The following is a 13,587-nucleotide window of genomic DNA, read 5'->3' on the forward strand; positions in this document are numbered from 1 at the left end:
AACGCGATAGTAATCGTATTGCAATTCAAGATATTTGGTTTATCCTGATTTTCAGCAAGGTACGTGGGCCTTCAAACGATGAAATCAGCGACTTGGAAAGAGGTGATGAGTATGGCGGTCCGTCCCACAGCAGGTTCATTGCAGAGTGCCCGGACGGAGCAGAACATCACCTATATAATGCAGAAGCTGTCGGAGTTGCGCACTGTAGCCGACAGCGAAAACGCCGATATGCTGTGCTATTTGATTGAAATGGCCTACATTGAGGCTGGCGATGTGCTGGCCGGGCAGCGCCCTTTACGGACTGTCGAACGCTAGCGATACCATGCCGCCGGGGTGGCGATGCAGCCGGCCGGCAAGATCCAGTTCCAGCAATACCAGATAGACTGTCGCCGGATCGACGCCGGTATGGGCGATGAGGTCGTCGATTTCTGCGGGTGAGGGGCCCAGCGCCTCGATGATCCGCGCCCGGTCGTTTTCCGCAGGTTCGGAGGCTGGTAGGGCGTCGTCATCACCCGTTTCTTCCAGGATCGGGTCATCGCGGGAAATCAGCTGGCTCGACGGCGCCAGTGCATCAATCACGTCGCGGCTTTCGGTGGTTACGATTGCCCCGTCCTTGAGCAGACCGTTGGTGCCCGCCGCGCGTGGGTCCAGCGGAGAGCCGGGAACGGCAAACACCAGTCGGCCAAAATCGGCCGCCCGCCGTGCAGTGATCAACGAACCGGAGCGCTGCGCTGCCTCGATCACCACCAGCCCCAGGCCGATGCCGGCAATCAGCCGGTTGCGGCGCGGGAAATCCCGCGCCCGTGGCTCCCAGCCCATCGGCATCTCGCTCAGCGCCAACCCCTTGCCCGAACAGATCTCGTTATACAGTTCCAGGTTTTCGGGCGGGTAAGGCTGGTCCAGCCCGCCGGCCATGGCGGCGATGGTGCCCTGATCCAGGCTGGCGCGATGGGCGGCGGCGTCGATGCCGCGGGCCATTCCTGAGACAATTACGTAGCCCGCAACCCCCAGTTCGCGCGCCATTCGCGCCGCCATCTTGGCGCCCGATACCGAGGCATTGCGGGCGCCGACGATGCCGACGCTTGTCTGCGTCGCCAGCGTCAGATCGCCGATCGCCGAAATCAGCGGCGGTGCGCCGTCGATGCGCCTGAGTGCGGGTGGGTAGTCGGGCTCGCCGATGCCGATGAGTTGCGCGCCGAAGCGCTGCGTGGCCGCCAGTTCGCGCTCGGCATCGTCTATGCTTGCCACCCGGATGCTGCGCGCCGCACCGCCGCGCCGCGACAGTTCCGGCAATTGCTCGATGGCGGTCTCGGCAGAACCAAAATGATTGATCAGGTCACGAAAGGTCGCCGGGCCGACATTGTCGGAGCGGATCAGCCGCAGCCAGGAGAGCCGTTGGCGGTCGGAGAGGACGACACCGCGTCGTCCTTCGCCGCCCGCAGGCATCAGCCCTTGTCCCCGATCCGGCTTTCGGTTCCTGCCAGCAGCCGGCGGATGTTTGCGTGGTGCTTCAGGATGGTGATGAGCGACATCACCACGAACAGAGAGCCGATGTCCGGCCTCCCATAAAGATAAAGTGCAATCGGCACCGCCACCGCCGCTGCAAGCGCGGCCAGCGAGGAATAGCGAAACAGCTTTGCCATGCCGAGCCAGATAACTGCGAACACAATTACCACCATCGGTGCCAGCCCGAGCAGCACGCCGAGATAGGTGGCCACGCCCTTGCCGCCCTTGAATTTCAGCCAGACCGGATAGAGGTGCCCCAAGAACGCGCCGAGGCCGGCAATCAGCGCCGCCTCCAGCCCGATTGCCTCGCGGGCGACGACAACCGCCACCGTGCCCTTGAGCATATCGGCAAGCAGGGTCGCGGCCGCCAGCTTCTTGTTGCCGGTGCGCAGAACATTGGTGGCGCCGATATTGCCCGAGCCGATCTTGCGCACGTCGCCAAGTCCGGCCATGCGGGTCAATATCAGGCCAAACGGGATCGAGCCGCAGAGATAGCCAAACAGCAAAGAGCCGAGCATCACCGAAGCGGGAAGGGACCAACTGACCAGTTCAGGCACGGTGCGATGTCTCCTGCGTTGCTGCGCAATCTGCCGCCGTACGGGCGTGGATCAGGCACTGTGAACTGTGGCACCTGCAACCAGTGTTTGCAACACCTTGCCGGTGAACCGGGCATCCTCAAAGGCACTGTTCTTGGACCTGGAAACGATCTCGTCCTTGCTCAGCACCCATGGATATTCAGGGTCGATCAGGGCGATGTCGGCGCGTGCGCCCACCTTCAGCGTTCCGGCGTCGAGGCCGAGGATCTGCGCCGGACGGGTCGACAGCGCATCAATCAGCCGCATCAGCGAAACGTCGCCGGAATGGTAAAGCCTGAGCGCTGCCGCCAGCAGTGTTTCCAGCCCGATCGCGCCGTTCTCTGCATCGGCAAATGGCAGCCGCTTGGTGTCGACGTCCTGCGGGTCATGCGCCGAGACGATGATGTCGATGGTCTCGTCGGCAATTGCGGCGACCATGGCACGGCGATCGTCTTCGGTCCTGAGCGGCGGCGACAGCCGGAAGAAGGTGCGGTATTCGCCGATATCGGTCTCGTTAAGGGTCAGGTGGTTGATGGAAATTCCTGCGGTGACCGGCAGCCCGCGCGCTTTGGCGGTGCGGATCACGTCTGCGGATTCAGGCACCGAGATGCTCATCGCGTGGTAACGTGCCTTCGTCAGCGCGGCCAGCCGCAGATCGCGCTCGAGCGGAATGATCTCGGCTTCGCGCGGAATTCCCGGCAGACCCAGCCAACTGGCAAACAGGCCCTCGTTCATCACCCCGGTGGCGATCAGTTGCCGGTCCTGGGTGGCGACGGCCACCACGGCGCCGAAATCGCGCGCATAGGTCATCGCCCGGCGCATCACTGCTGGATTGTCGACCGTGTGCCGGCCATTGCTGAGCATTACCGCACCGGCTTCCAGCAACAGTCCGAATTCGGTCATCTCCTCGCCCCTGAGCCCCTTGGTCAGGGCCGCGACCGGATAGACCCGGATGACGGCTTCGTCGCGCGCCAGCCTTTGCACGTAATCCACCAGCGCCACATCGTCGATCACCGGATCGGTATCCGGCATCATGACGATCGATGTGACGCCGCCGCAGGCTGCCGCGCGGCTTGCCGAGGCAATGGTCTCGCGGTGCTCGGCGCCGGGTTCGCCGATATGCACGCAGGCGTCGACCAGGCCGGGAACGGCAATCAGCCCGGAACAATCCTCGATCTCGGCACCGGCCGGCACGGCAAAACCGGTTGCCGCAGCGCCTATGGCGGCAATCCTGCCGTCGATGATGACGATATCGCCGGTTTCGTCCATCTGCGTTGACGGATCGATGATCCGCACATTGGCGAGTACCCGCGGCTTCATCGCGCCAACTCCCCTTCGAGCATCAGTGTTTCCATCACCGCCATGCGCACCGCCACGCCCATCTCGACCTGTTGCTCGATCACGCTTTGCGGCCCGTCGGCAATGTCGGAGGCGATCTCGACACCGCGGTTCATCGGGCCGGGATGCATCACCAGCGCGTCTTCCCTGGCCAGTTTCAGTTTTTCGGCATCAAGCCCGAAATAGCGGAAATACTCGCGTACCGATGGCACGAAGGAACCGGCCATGCGCTCGCGTTGCAGCCGCAGCATCATCACCACATCGGCATCCCTGAGCCCGTCTTCCATCCGGTGGAATACCTCGACGCCCATGTCGGCGATGCCCGCGGGCAGCAGCGTCGAAGGGGCGATCACCCGCACCCGCGCGCCCATCGCGTTGAGCAACAGAATGTTGGAGCGGGCAACGCGCGAATGCAGCACGTCACCGCAGATGGCAACGATCAGCCGACCGACCTTGCCCTTGGCGCGGCGAATGGTCAGCGCGTCCAGAAGCGCCTGGGTCGGGTGCTCATGGGCGCCGTCACCGGCATTGATCACCGGGCAGCCGACCTTTTGTGCAAGCAGCGCCACTGCGCCGGCCGATGAATGCCGCACCACCAGCACGTCGGGCCGCATGGCGTTGAGCGTCATCGCCGTATCGACCAGGGTTTCGCCCTTCTTGACACTGGAATTGGCCACCGACATGTTCATCACGTCCGCACCCAGCCGTTTGCCGGCGAGTTCGAACGAAGCCTGGGTCCGCGTCGAGTTTTCGAAAAACAGGTTGATCTGGGTCAGCCCGCGCAGGGTCGAGGTCTTTTTTTCGCGCTGTCGCGAGAGTTTGACGGCCTCGTCCGAGCGGTCGAGCAAATAATGGATGTCCTGCTCCGAGAGCTGCATGATACCCAGCAGGTGACGGTGCGGAAATGACATCGGGTGTCCTGTGATCTAGAATTTGCAGTGTTCATAGAAAGGTTCTCGCACGGGGGCAAGGATGCGCTGGCGGAAAACGCTGATGTCCCCATGCAATACGTAACGAATCCCTGTAAGCGAGGTGCGATGAGCCCGACCCAACCTTCAGGCCACCAGGCCGACAATCAGAGCCCGCCGTTTTCGGGGCACAACGCGTTTCGATCCGATCCCCTGCTCAAGGATATCGCCAGCGACATGCCGCGTGCGCTGCGCGACGATTTCGAGACCACCGGCAAGTTCGTGGCCTCTGCTGAAGCCCAGGATCTCGCCCGTATTGCCAACCGCGCGGTGCCGGAACTGAGAACCCATGACGGTTTCGGCAACCGCATCGACCAGGTGGATTTCCATCCCAGCTGGCATGCGCTGATGCGTCGTGGTGTCTCGATCGGCTTGCAGGGCTCGGTCTGGGAGGGAAAGCGCGAGGAAGCAGGCTTTGCTCATCAGGCCCGCGCCATCCGCTTCTATCTAACCGCCGGGCTCGAATGCGGCCACCTGTGCCCGCTGACCATGACCAACGCCTCGATCGCCGCCATCATGGCCTCGCCGCGCATTGAAAAAAGCTGGGCGCCGCTGGTGGTCTCGCGCCGTTATGATTCCAGCAACCGCCCGGCGATGCAGAAGTCCGGTGTTACCATCGGCATGGGCATGACCGAAAAACAGGGCGGCACCGATGTCCGCGCCAATGAAAGCGTGGCCGTGCGTGCTGGCGAGGGGGTCTATCGATTGGAAGGCCACAAATGGTTCATGTCGGCGCCGATGTCGGACGCATTCGTGATGCTGGCCAAGACCGGCGATGCGGTGAGCTGTTTTCTGGTGCCGCGCATTCTCGAAGACGGCAACCTCAACGGCCTGCGGCTGCAACGGCTCAAGGACAAGCTCGGCAACCGCTCGAATGCCTCCTCGGAAGTCGAGTTTTCCGACACCTACGGGTTCCTGCTCGGCGGCGAGGGCGAGGGCATCCGCACCATTCTGGACATGGTCACCCTGACCAGGCTCGATTGTGCGCTTGCTTCCGCCGGCATGATGCGCGCGAGCCTTGCCGAGGCGGTGCATCACTGCCGTCACCGCCGGGTGTTTGGCGAGTTGCTGATCGATCAACCGCTGATGATCCGGGTTCTGGCCGATCTGGCGCTCGATGTCGCCGCCGCCACTGCGCTGTCACTGCGGCTTGCCCGCTCCTTTGATAACGCCCGTGACAAGCCCGCCGAAGCCGCCATTGCCCGGCTGATGACGCCGGTGATCAAGTACTGGGTCTGCAAGATCGCGCCATCGATCATCTATGAGGTGATGGAATGCATGGGCGGCAACGGCTATGTCGAGGAGCGCGCTGCTGCCCGCCATTACCGCGAAGCGCCGGTCAACGCGATCTGGGAAGGCTCGGGCAATGTCATGGCGCTCGATGTGCTCAGGGTGCTGACCCGCGGCCGCGAACTTTGCGATGTGGCGTTGCAAAGCATCAACGACGATCTTGGCGCGGCCGGTCCGCGAACCGTTGATGTGCTCAGGGCCTGCATGGCGGTTGCCGAACGCGACGAGGGCGCAAGCCGGATGCTGACCGAGCAACTGGCGTTGGCTGCTGCTGCTGCCGAGCTCACCCGTCTTGGCGCCGGTCATGTCGCCGAAGCCTTTGTCGAAACCCGGCTGGGCGGCGCCTGGCGCTCGACCTATGGCATGCTTGACGCGCGCTTTGATGCGCGCCAGATCGTCGACATGCTGTATCCGCCGGCAACCTGAATTTATCCAGCCAACTGGCCGACGACCCACAGCACGGCGGGAATGGTCAGGAACGAGGCGATGGTCTGCAGCATTGCGACCGCCGCATAGAGCGGCGCGTCACCCCCCATCTGCCGCGCCAGTACAAAGCCGTTCATTGCCGTCGGTACCGCTGCGCACAGTGCCAGGATGATCAGCGTCTCGCCGCCAAGCCCGAAGCCGAGCGCCAGCCCGATCATGATCACCGGAAACACCAGCAGCTTGAGAACCACCGGCAGTATCAGTGCCGGGGTCGGGCGCAAGGCATCGGTGACCATTAATCCGGCGCCGATCATGACCAGGCCAAGCCCCAGCGCCGACCGGGCGACAAGGTCGATGGCCTGTTCCATCGGTGGGTAGATGCCAAATGGCAGTGCGCCAACCAGGATCCCGCCGAGACAGCCGAGAATCAGCGGGTTGCCGATGATCCGCCGGGCCAGCGAACCGAAGCTGCGGGTGCCGGTCCCGAACCACACCATCATTGCCACATTGATCAGGTTGAGCGGGATGACGATCACCGCCATGACCAGCGCGACTAGCGCCAAACCTTCGACGCCCGCCAGCTTCTCGGCAATCGCCAGCGCGATGAACCCGTTCCAGCGCGACGAGGTCTGGAACACCGAGCTGTAGCTGGCATCCGAGATGCCCTGGGCCCGGGCGAGGGGATAGACCGCCAGCAACAGGGCAATCATCACCATGACCGCGATCAGCGATACCATCGCCACCGTGCCCAATTCGAAGCTGCTGTAATCGGCCTGCGCCAGCGTCAGGAATAAAAGCGCGGGAAACAGCACGTAATAGCCGAGTGTTTCCAGCCCCGGCCAGACGCTTTGATCGATAAAGGGTGCGCGTTTGAGCGCCACGCCTAGCAGCACGATCAGGAAGATCGGCAGGATGCTTTCGAATATCGGGATCATGGGCTGTTCCTGTTGGAAAGGGGCCCGTCATAAGCGGGCGGTTTCCACAGGGCAATGCCATCCGTTAACCTTAACAAATGGTTTACATTGCGCCTGCGGAACCCGAAGTCCATGGTTGGAGTTAATGATATGTCTCTCGTGATTGGTAACGGACCTGTTATGACGCCGAGCCGCCTGTTTTATGCCGCCATGATGATATTTTGGGTTTGCTTCCTGTCGTTGCTGGCCTTGGTGGTGACCTATGCGCCGCAGGGTGGGGTACATCTGGCAGGACTGAAACTGTTTTCCAACACCGGATTGATTGATTCCCTGCTGACGGCGATGAAGGCGATCGGCATTCAGCCAACCGCGCAGAGCATGATATTCGGCCTTCTCGGCGGCCTCAATCTTGCTGCAGCCGGCCTGATTCTGTTTGCCACAATGTTCCGGGTGCTCGGTGAAGAGGCCGAGCAGCGCGATGCGCGGCCATTGGCCGAAGGAGCGGCGATGTGCGCCGCTGCGGCGGCAGCGGTTACTATGGTTTTGGGCTTTGCCGGCGGCCAGGCAGGGACCCTGTTGCTGCTTGAGATCGCAGCCCTTGGCGGGCTTCTGCTGATCGTTCTCTCGCTCACCTCTATTCCTGTCGCCAGCGATCCTGCAGCCGACGATACAGCCTTGCTTGAGGACGTCATTGCAGATCATGCCGCCAGCCATGCGGCCTTCAGCGCCCAGTTAGCCACGCTTTCACGTCGGGAGCAGGCGACATGAAGATATTCCTCATTCTTTGGGCTGCCCCCATCGTCCTGCTCGGCGGCTGGTATGGACTGTCCTACTACGATCTCAATTTCGGGTTTCGAATTCTGACCCGCGATCTGCACGATCTGGTGTTCGTGATCTACGGCAATCTTCTCGGCATGCCGCCCGAATCGATCCCACCATTGGTGCTCAAGGCAATTGTCTTTGATACGTTTCTGGTGCTGGGCTTCGTTGTGCTCAAGCGTCGGCGCAAGCAGATCTGGTCGGCGATCCAGCACTATTTCGGCTGGGACAAGGGCGAGGAAATGGTCCGGGAGTCCAAGACCGTGCCCGAGATCAATTATTCAAACATCCCCTGAGTGGGACTGAGCCGCAGCACGTAAACCCGTCAACCTGTCGAGTGCGCCCTGCAGGATGAAGCTGGCAGCGGCCGAATCGATCCGTTCCTTGCGCTTCTTGCGCGATACATCCATTTCGATCAGTGCCCGCTCGGCAGCCACCGTCGACAGCCTCTCGTCCCAGAACACGAAGGGCAGGTCGGATTTTTCCGCCATGTTTCGTACGAACGCGCGGGTCGCCTGCACTCGCGGGCCTTCGCTGCCGTCCATGTTGACCGGCAGGCCGATCACCGCAGCCCCAACCCGATCGCGTTCAAACGCCGCCAGCATCGCCACGGCGTCGAGCGTGAATTTCTTGCGCTTGATCATCGGTCGTGGCGACGCCAGCCTGAGCGACAGATCCGAGACCGCCAATCCGATGGTTACAGTCCCCAAGTCGATCCCTGCAATGGTCTGACCCGGCTGGATGCACCTGGCGAGTTCCTCTATTTCGATAACCGCCATGTCTTGCACTCCGCCTTTGCGCCAGCGGCGACGCCGCGTTAGATATGAGAAAATCCGGTTTAACGAACAAAACCGACAAATACGAGGAGATATCCAATGAAGATCACCTGGCTCGGCCATTCGGCATTCCGGCTTGAAACCGCCAAGGCGACGATCCTGATAGATCCGTTTTTGACCGGCAATCCGGGCTTTGAAGGCAATGACAGGAAAGACGCGGTCAAGGGTGTCACCCACATCCTGCTTACCCACGGCCATGGCGATCACGTAGGGGACGCCGCCGAGATTGCAAAGCAGACCGGCGCCACCATTCTCGCCAACGCCGACCTGGCGGCATGGATTGGCCATCATCACGGGCTTGAGAAGATCGAAGCGGGCAATACCGGTGGCACCGTTCCGCTCGGCAGTTTCTCCGCCACCTTCGTCAATGCGCTGCATTCCTCCGCTCAGATCACTTCCGATGGCGTGTCGCACTCGCTCGGCAATGCCAACGGCTTGATGCTGCATTTTGATAATGAACCGTCGCTGTTGCACATGGGCGATACCGACATCTTTTCCGACATGGCGCTGATCAACGAGTTGCACCGTCCGGAAATCGGCATTGTGCCGATCGGCGACCGCTTTACTATGGGCGGCGCGGTGGCGGCGCTGGCCTGCCGCCGGTTTTTCTCCTTCGCCAAAGTGCTGCCTTGTCATTATGGCTCGTTTCCGTTTCTCGACCAGACAGCGGATGGGTTTCTCGAAGCAATGGAAGACGACGCCGCCAGCGTCGCCGTGCCGAAATCCGGCGGCTTAATCGAGGTCTGACCGTGAGGTTCGACAAATCGGCGTTGCGCAGTTGCGCCGCCTGCCAGCCACCGTTATAGCGGGGCCACCCGTTCACACGACCCGATGAGGACCTGATGTCCGTAGATTTAGCCACCGTCAAACGTGTCGCGCACCTGGCCCGCATTGCGGTGACCGATGAGGAAGCCAGCCGCATGGAAGGCGAACTCAACGTCATCCTCGGCTTTGTCGAGCAGTTGTCGGAAGTTGACGTCGACGGCGTCGAGCCGATGACCTCGGTAATGCCGATGGGGATGAAGAAGCGCGAGGATGTCGTCACCGATGGCTCCAAGGCTGACGACATCGTTGCCAATGCGCCCGAAACCACCGACAATTTCTTCGTGGTGCCGAAGGTGGTCGAGTAAGCCCATGTCGGTCTCGGTCGCAGTTTGCAGCCGCGCCACCGCCGTCCGGCTCTGTGAAAATCATGGCGTCATCATGTGTGGTGCCGTGTTCGATAATCCTGATTCCGGCTATTCCCGGTTCTTTGAAAAGAAGTTGTCCGCATGACCGACCTGACCCGTCTGACCATCGCCGAAGCCCGAGACGAAATGGGCAAGGGCGGCTTTTCCAGCCTCGAGCTGACCGACGCCTATCTCGGAGCCATCGAGGCCGCCAATCCGGCGATCAATGCCTATGTGAAGGTCACCGCCGACAAGGCCCGTGACATGGCCAAGGCCTCCGATGCCCGCCGCGCCGACGGCAAGGCCGGCGCGCTGGAAGGCATTCCGCTTGGCATCAAGGATCTCTATGCCACTGAAGGTGTGCACACTCAGGCCTGCAGCCACGTGCTTGATGGTTTTGAGCCGCGCTATGAGTCCACCGTCACCGCCAATCTGTGGGCTGACGGCGCGGTCATGCTGGGCAAGCTCAACATGGACGAATTCGCGATGGGCTCGTCCAATGAAAGCTCCTATTACGGCCCGGTGATCAACCCTTGGCGCGCGGAAGGCTCCAACGCCAATCTGGTGCCGGGCGGTTCCTCGGGCGGCTCAGCCGCAGCGGTTGCAGCACTGCTGTGCGCTGGTGCTACCGCCACCGACACCGGTGGCTCGATCCGCCAGCCCGCGGCGTTTACCGGCACCGTCGGCATCAAGCCCACCTATGGCCGCTGCTCGCGCTGGGGCATTGCTGCCTTCGCTTCCTCACTCGATCAGGCAGGCCCGATCGCCCGCGACGTGCGCGATGCGGCGATCATGCTCAAGTCGATGGCATCGGTCGATGACAAGGACACCACCTCGATGGACATGCCGGTGCCCGATTACGAGGCCGCGCTCGGCGGTTCGGTCAAGGGCCTGAAGATCGGAATCCCGCGCGAATACCGTATCGACGGCATGCCCGCGGAAATCGATGCGCTGTGGCAGCAGGGAATCGCCTGGCTCAAGGATGCAGGCGCCGAGATCGTCGACATCGAGCTGCCGCACACCAAATATGCGCTACCCGCCTATTACATCGTCGCACCTGCCGAAGCCTCGTCGAATCTCGCTCGCTACGACGGTGTCCGCTACGGCCTGCGTGTACCCGGCAAGGACATTGCCGAGATGTATGAAAAGACCCGTGCCGCCGGTTTCGGCCAGGAGGTCAAGCGCCGCATCATGATCGGCACTTACGTGCTTTCGGCCGGCTACTACGACGCCTATTACCTGCGCGCCCAGAAGGTCCGTACACTGATCAAGCGCGATTTCGAACTGGCCTTTGACGCTGGTGTCGACGCCATCCTGACGCCCGCCACCCCGTCCTCGGCCTTTGCCGTAGGGGATGAAAATCTCGCCAGCGATCCGGTCAAGATGTATCTCAACGACATCTTCACCGTCACCGTCAACATGGCGGGCCTTCCCGGTATTGCCGTGCCCGCCGGCCTTGATCCCAAGGGTCTGCCGCTCGGCCTGCAGCTGATCGGTCGCCCGTTCGACGAGGAAACCCTGTTTAGGACCGCTCACGTGATCGAACAGGCCGCCGGCCGGTTCGAGCCCAAGCGCTGGTGGTAGCAAGCCGGTATAAGCGGTTGTAACAAGACAGCAAAACGCCCGCCGCAAGCGAGTATGTGCGGCGGGCTTGTCGCCCATTTGTCGTGGCGGGAAACCGGGGCGACATCACACGGGGATCATTCGATGATGATTTCCCCGACCATCTTGCGATGGAATCTGCAGTAGTAGGTCTGCGTGCCTGTGTCCGCGAAGGTGATGCTGCCGCTCTTGTTCTTGCGCAGCGTCTTTGTGTCCCAGCTCTTGTCATCGGCCGTCGCAGTATGCGGGGCGATGTCGTGATTGATCCATTCCACCGTGTCGCCGGCCTTGATCACGAGTCGTTCGGGATCGAAGTGAAAACTCTTGATCTCGACCTGATGGGTGGTTGCGGCACGGCCTTCACGAACGCCTGAAAGCAGCCCGGCGCATCCGGCGGCGAATACGCCACCGAATTGCCGACGGGTAATCCTGCTCATGAGGCGCAGCCTAATTGCGCAACCATGTGCTCGGCATGGCCTTCATGCTGGGTAAAGGTGGCCAGCGCATCCTCGAGAAGGTCCTTCAGCGGTGCCACCGTGACGGCGGGCAGGAAGCTCTCGGCAATCGTCTTGTTGACGACCTGATGGTAGGCCAGCTCGTTGGTTGCATAGGCGCAATCGAAAGCTTCGCCCTCAAGCGACATCAGCTCGGCCCGCTTGTCGGCGGCACCCTTGACCAGCGCCTGGCTCAGTGCATTGTCTTCGGGCGTGACCTTGAGCTCGGTGACCAGCGCGATGGCGGCGTCGTTGACCGCTGCGTGGTCGCGCACCATGGTGTTGGCAAAGTCGCGCACATCGGCATTATCCGACAGCGCCAGCGCCAGATGGGCATAGCGGATATCGATGTCACCGGCAGTGTAGGCGGCGTGGGCGATCTGCAGGTCATTCATGGCGTCGGCGGCCACAGCAGGGGCCGAAAACAGCATCGGCACAAGGGCAAGGGAAAGGATCGGGTGTCTCATCGGGGGTACTCCGGTTGGTTTAAGGAGCCCATTGATCGCAAGAGAAACAGTACGGGTGAATGCTGGATCCGCCGATAATTCTGCCCGATCGTTCCGTAGTGTGGACATTCCCGGGGTTTGGCGCATTATGTCAGCATGCTTGACCTGCTCAGTGATATCCTCACCCGGCTTTCCCTCAAAGGGACGCTTTATTTCCGTTCGAGTTTTTCCGAACCCTGGGGCGTACGCGTGCCGGCCTTTAACAATGTGGCCCGGTTTCACTACGCACACCGCGGCGATTGCCTGATCTATTTGCCATCGACCGGTGACACCTTGATGCTGGCCCAGGGCGACCTTGCGATCATCCCCCATGGCGCCCAGCATGTGCTGCATTGCCCGATCACGGTGCCACCGGATGCAATCGAGCTTGAACAGGTGATTGAGCGCTCGGGCTTCAAGGGCGACGGTGTGCTGGTCTGGGGTGGCGATGGAGGCAAGCGCGACATCCAGTTGATTTGCGGGCATTTTTCCTTGGCGCCCGGCGTCCGCCACATGATTTATGACCGTTTGCCGCCGATCCTGCACATCCCCAATTACGGCGAGGCCGCAGGCGCCTGGCTTGACGCCACGCTCAGGGTGATCGGCGCAGAAGCCGGTGGCTCCCGGCTGGGTGGTGACCTGATCGCGCTGAAAATGTCGGAGGCAATTTTCGCCCAGGCGATCCGGGCCTATATCGAACGCAGCGAGGGCGACGCCCATTCGCTTTCGGGCTTCGCCGACCGCAGGCTGGCCCGCGCGCTGCAAGCTTTCCACCGCAATCCCCAGCGCAACTGGAGCATCGACGCGCTGGCGCGTGAGGCCGGCATGTCGCGCACCACCTTTGCCGTTGCCTTCACCAGCAAGTTCGGGGTCACGCCGCTGCACTACATGACATCCTGGCGGATGCAGATCGCCCGCCAGGCGTTGGTCGAGCATCATGCCAGCGTAGCCGATGCCGCGGCGCTCGCCGGCTACGCCTCCGAATCGGCGTTCTCGCGGGTGTTCAAGCGCGAAACCGGCTTTTCTCCCGCTGCCAGCCGCAGCCAGGCACAATCCCCCAGAATTTAGCCATTCTCCAATGCTTACGGTTGCATTGCTCATTTAGCTGGGTGAACAGCGCTGTAGTGTCCCACAACGGCACTCTGCCATAGCGCGCCGCCGCTGC

The 13,587-nt window shown here is 61.9% G+C and carries 16 protein-coding genes; 8 read left to right on the plus strand and 8 right to left on the minus strand.

Features of this window, described 5'->3' with window-relative positions:
• Positions 1–105: 105 nt before the first annotated feature.
• Positions 106–315 carry a hypothetical protein gene (locus ACK6D9_RS11930; protein ID WP_412048689.1) on the plus strand — a complete coding sequence of 70 codons (210 nt, stop codon included), beginning with the start codon at positions 106–108 and terminating at the stop codon, positions 313–315.
• Here ACK6D9_RS11930 and dprA read toward each other — a convergent pair.
• The 4 genes from dprA to ACK6D9_RS11950 form a co-directional block, all read right to left on the minus strand.
• Complete coding sequence (dprA, locus tag ACK6D9_RS11935; protein ID WP_412048690.1) at positions 295–1,446, minus strand: DNA-processing protein DprA; 1,152 nt, start codon at positions 1,444–1,446, stop codon at positions 295–297. The two genes, ACK6D9_RS11930 and dprA, sit on opposite strands and share 21 nt — an antisense overlap.
• Positions 1,446–2,024, minus strand: coding sequence for a glycerol-3-phosphate 1-O-acyltransferase PlsY (gene plsY / locus ACK6D9_RS11940; RefSeq protein WP_322988079.1), 579 nt, complete (start codon positions 2,022–2,024; stop codon positions 1,446–1,448). Before plsY ends, dprA begins: the two co-directional genes overlap by 1 nt.
• Positions 2,025–2,114: 90 nt before the next feature.
• A complete protein-coding gene (locus ACK6D9_RS11945) occupies positions 2,115–3,401 on the minus strand; it encodes a dihydroorotase (RefSeq protein ID WP_412048691.1) in 1,287 nt (428 codons plus the stop codon).
• Positions 3,398–4,330, minus strand: a complete 933-nt coding sequence (locus tag ACK6D9_RS11950) for an aspartate carbamoyltransferase catalytic subunit (protein ID WP_412048692.1) — start codon at positions 4,328–4,330, stop codon at positions 3,398–3,400. Before ACK6D9_RS11950 ends, ACK6D9_RS11945 begins: the two co-directional genes overlap by 4 nt.
• Positions 4,331–4,456: 126 nt before the next feature.
• On the opposite strand from ACK6D9_RS11950, the gene ACK6D9_RS11955 reads away from it, so the two are divergent.
• Positions 4,457–6,103 (plus strand): acyl-CoA dehydrogenase family protein, encoded by a 1,647-nt coding sequence (locus ACK6D9_RS11955; RefSeq protein WP_412048693.1) that lies wholly within the window; start codon positions 4,457–4,459, stop codon positions 6,101–6,103.
• Positions 6,104–6,105: 2 nt separating this feature from the next.
• Here the strand turns inward: ACK6D9_RS11955 and ACK6D9_RS11960 are convergent, their stop codons facing one another.
• Positions 6,106–7,038, minus strand: a complete 933-nt coding sequence (locus ACK6D9_RS11960; RefSeq protein ID WP_412048694.1) for an AEC family transporter — start codon at positions 7,036–7,038, stop codon at positions 6,106–6,108.
• 129 nt (positions 7,039–7,167) lie between these two features.
• Here ACK6D9_RS11960 and ACK6D9_RS11965 point away from each other — a divergent pair, with 129 nt between their 5' ends.
• Both ACK6D9_RS11965 and ACK6D9_RS11970 read left to right on the plus strand, forming a co-directional pair.
• A complete protein-coding gene (locus ACK6D9_RS11965; protein WP_412048695.1) occupies positions 7,168–7,785 on the plus strand; it encodes a hypothetical protein in 618 nt (205 codons plus the stop codon).
• A complete protein-coding gene (locus tag ACK6D9_RS11970) occupies positions 7,782–8,132 on the plus strand; it encodes a DUF6105 family protein (RefSeq protein WP_412048696.1) in 351 nt (116 codons plus the stop codon). Before ACK6D9_RS11965 ends, ACK6D9_RS11970 begins: the two co-directional genes overlap by 4 nt.
• On the opposite strand, the gene ruvX is transcribed toward ACK6D9_RS11970, so the two are convergent.
• Positions 8,118–8,615, minus strand: a complete 498-nt coding sequence (gene ruvX, locus ACK6D9_RS11975) for a Holliday junction resolvase RuvX (RefSeq protein ID WP_412048697.1) — start codon at positions 8,613–8,615, stop codon at positions 8,118–8,120. The genes ACK6D9_RS11970 and ruvX overlap by 15 nt on opposite strands.
• Positions 8,616–8,711: 96 nt before the next feature.
• Here ruvX and ACK6D9_RS11980 point away from each other — a divergent pair, with 96 nt between their 5' ends.
• The 3 genes from ACK6D9_RS11980 (at position 8,712) to gatA (ending at position 11,425) form a co-directional block, all read left to right on the plus strand.
• A complete protein-coding gene (locus ACK6D9_RS11980) occupies positions 8,712–9,419 on the plus strand; it encodes a metal-dependent hydrolase (RefSeq protein WP_412048698.1) in 708 nt (235 codons plus the stop codon).
• Positions 9,420–9,514: 95 nt separating this feature from the next.
• Positions 9,515–9,802, plus strand: a complete 288-nt coding sequence (gatC, locus tag ACK6D9_RS11985; protein WP_412048699.1) for an Asp-tRNA(Asn)/Glu-tRNA(Gln) amidotransferase subunit GatC — start codon at positions 9,515–9,517, stop codon at positions 9,800–9,802.
• A 141-nt stretch (positions 9,803–9,943) separates the two neighbouring features.
• On the plus strand, positions 9,944–11,425 hold the full coding sequence (gene gatA, locus ACK6D9_RS11990; RefSeq protein ID WP_412048700.1) for an Asp-tRNA(Asn)/Glu-tRNA(Gln) amidotransferase subunit GatA: 1,482 nt from the start codon (positions 9,944–9,946) through the stop codon (positions 11,423–11,425).
• 116 nt (positions 11,426–11,541) lie between these two features.
• Here gatA and ACK6D9_RS11995 read toward each other — a convergent pair whose 3' ends face one another.
• Both ACK6D9_RS11995 and ACK6D9_RS12000 read right to left on the minus strand, forming a co-directional pair.
• Entirely contained in the window at positions 11,542–11,880 is a 339-nt protein-coding gene (locus ACK6D9_RS11995) for a cupredoxin family copper-binding protein (RefSeq protein ID WP_412048701.1), read from the minus strand.
• The gene (locus ACK6D9_RS12000; protein WP_412048702.1) at positions 11,877–12,404 is read right to left on the minus strand and encodes a DUF4142 domain-containing protein; all 528 of its coding nucleotides are present in this window, start codon (positions 12,402–12,404) and stop codon (positions 11,877–11,879) included. Before ACK6D9_RS12000 ends, ACK6D9_RS11995 begins: the two co-directional genes overlap by 4 nt.
• Before the next feature lie 135 nt (positions 12,405–12,539).
• Between ACK6D9_RS12000 and ACK6D9_RS12005 the strand changes: the two genes are divergently transcribed.
• On the plus strand, positions 12,540–13,490 hold the full coding sequence (locus tag ACK6D9_RS12005; RefSeq protein ID WP_322988065.1) for an AraC family transcriptional regulator: 951 nt from the start codon (positions 12,540–12,542) through the stop codon (positions 13,488–13,490).
• Positions 13,491–13,587: the final 97 nt, after the last annotated feature.

The organism is Hoeflea sp. Naph1 (assembly GCF_046837775.1).
In the GTDB taxonomy this organism is placed as follows: domain Bacteria; phylum Pseudomonadota; class Alphaproteobacteria; order Rhizobiales; family Rhizobiaceae; genus Hoeflea.

Coding starts and splice junctions, on each gene's coding strand:
- ACK6D9_RS11980 (WP_412048698.1), top strand. CDS start 8,712: ATGAAGATCACCTGGCTCGGCCATTCGGCATTCCGGCTTGAAACCGCC.
- ruvX (WP_412048697.1), bottom strand. CDS start 8,615: ATGGCGGTTATCGAAATAGAGGAACTCGCCAGGTGCATCCAGCCGGGT.
- ACK6D9_RS11955 (WP_412048693.1), top strand. CDS start 4,457: ATGAGCCCGACCCAACCTTCAGGCCACCAGGCCGACAATCAGAGCCCG.
- dprA (WP_412048690.1), bottom strand. CDS start 1,446: ATGCCTGCGGGCGGCGAAGGACGACGCGGTGTCGTCCTCTCCGACCGC.
- plsY (WP_322988079.1), bottom strand. CDS start 2,024: ATGCTCGGCTCTTTGCTGTTTGGCTATCTCTGCGGCTCGATCCCGTTT.
- ACK6D9_RS11970 (WP_412048696.1), top strand. CDS start 7,782: ATGAAGATATTCCTCATTCTTTGGGCTGCCCCCATCGTCCTGCTCGGC.
- gatA (WP_412048700.1), top strand. CDS start 9,944: ATGACCGACCTGACCCGTCTGACCATCGCCGAAGCCCGAGACGAAATG.
- ACK6D9_RS12000 (WP_412048702.1), bottom strand. CDS start 12,404: ATGAGACACCCGATCCTTTCCCTTGCCCTTGTGCCGATGCTGTTTTCG.
- ACK6D9_RS12005 (WP_322988065.1), top strand. CDS start 12,540: ATGCTTGACCTGCTCAGTGATATCCTCACCCGGCTTTCCCTCAAAGGG.
- ACK6D9_RS11995 (WP_412048701.1), bottom strand. CDS start 11,880: ATGAGCAGGATTACCCGTCGGCAATTCGGTGGCGTATTCGCCGCCGGA.
- gatC (WP_412048699.1), top strand. CDS start 9,515: ATGTCCGTAGATTTAGCCACCGTCAAACGTGTCGCGCACCTGGCCCGC.
- ACK6D9_RS11945 (WP_412048691.1), bottom strand. CDS start 3,401: ATGAAGCCGCGGGTACTCGCCAATGTGCGGATCATCGATCCGTCAACG.
- ACK6D9_RS11960 (WP_412048694.1), bottom strand. CDS start 7,038: ATGATCCCGATATTCGAAAGCATCCTGCCGATCTTCCTGATCGTGCTG.
- ACK6D9_RS11965 (WP_412048695.1), top strand. CDS start 7,168: ATGTCTCTCGTGATTGGTAACGGACCTGTTATGACGCCGAGCCGCCTG.
- ACK6D9_RS11950 (WP_412048692.1), bottom strand. CDS start 4,330: ATGTCATTTCCGCACCGTCACCTGCTGGGTATCATGCAGCTCTCGGAG.
- ACK6D9_RS11930 (WP_412048689.1), top strand. CDS start 106: ATGAGTATGGCGGTCCGTCCCACAGCAGGTTCATTGCAGAGTGCCCGG.